The sequence below is a fragment of the Streptomyces sp. NPDC032198 genome (assembly GCF_040636975.1).
GTDB lineage: Bacteria > Actinomycetota > Actinomycetes > Streptomycetales > Streptomycetaceae > Streptomyces.
The window spans coordinates 1-1,210 of sequence record NZ_JBEZVL010000051.1; the positions used below are offsets into that span (position 1 = coordinate 1).

General features: G+C 65.7%; 2 protein-coding genes. Both read left to right on the top strand.

The window, feature by feature from the left end; translation table 11 throughout:
• Window positions 1-744, top strand: a 744-nt coding sequence (locus AB0E78_RS41850) for a DUF3459 domain-containing protein (protein ID WP_361844971.1), incomplete at its 5' end; no start/stop codon positions are given.
• Between the two features lie 53 nt (window positions 745-797).
• Window positions 798-1,210 (top strand): alpha-amylase family glycosyl hydrolase (locus tag AB0E78_RS41855; RefSeq protein ID WP_361844973.1); only part of this gene is annotated, 413 nt, incomplete at its 3' end.

The following is a 1,210-nucleotide window of genomic DNA, read 5'->3' on the forward strand; positions in this document are numbered from 1 at the left end:
GTCATCTTCCTGGCGGAGGCCTTCACCCGCCCGGCCATGATGCGCACCCTCGCCGCGATCGGCTTCCAGCAGTCCTACACCTACTTCACCTGGCGCAACACGAAGACCGAACTCACGGAATACGTAGAGGAGTTGGCAGGGGAATCAGCCGCCTGCATGCGGCCGAACTTCTTCGTCAACACCCCGGACATCCTGCCCGAGTTCCTCCAGAACGGCGGACGCCCCGCCTTCGAACTGCGCGCGGTGCTCGCCGCGACCCTCTCCCCGGCATGGGGCGTCTACAGCGGATACGAACTCTGCGAGGACGCGCCCCTCAAGCCCGGCAGCGAGGACTATCTGGACTCCGAGAAGTACCAACTGCGGCCCCGTGACTGGGAATCGGCGGAGCGTGCGGAACGCACCATCTCGCCGCTGATCACCACGCTCAACGCGATCCGCCGACGCCATCCGGCGCTGCACGGGCTGCGCAACGTGCACTTCCACCCCGTGGACAACGACCAGGTGATCGCGTACAGCCGTCATGAGCCCGGCGACACGGTGCTGGTGGTCGTCAACCTCGACCCGCACCACACCCAGCAGGCGACCGTGCGCCTCGACCTCACCCGTCTGAACCTCGCCCCCGGATCCACCTTCCGCGTGCACGACGAACTGGGCGACGCGACCTACACATGGGGCGAGTCCACTTTCGTACGTCTGACACCGGGCGCCTCCCCCGCGCACGTCTGCGCGGTCGAGGCCGAGTAAGTCGAGGCCGGGCAAGAAGCACGCGCCCCCAGCTCTGCGGCAACGGAGGATGCATGACCATCAACGAGCCGGTGTCCGACCTGTTCGAGGACGCGCCCGCCAATGACCGAGACCCCGAGTGGTTCAAGCGCGCCGTCTTCTACGAGGTCCTGGTCCGCTCCTTCCACGACAGTGACGGGGACGGCATCGGTGACCTCAAGGGCATCACCGCCAAGCTGGACTATCTGCAGTGGCTGGGCGTGGACTGCCTCTGGCTGCCGCCCTTCTTCACGTCACCACTGCGCGACGGCGGTTACGACGTGGCCAATTACATCGCCGTGCTACCCGAGTTCGGCGACCTGGGGGATTTCGTCGAATTCATCGATGCGGCCCATCAGCGGGGCATGCGCGTGATCATCGACTTCGTGATGAACCACACCAGTGATCAGCACCCGTGGTTCAAGGAGTCCCGCAGCGACCCCGAAGG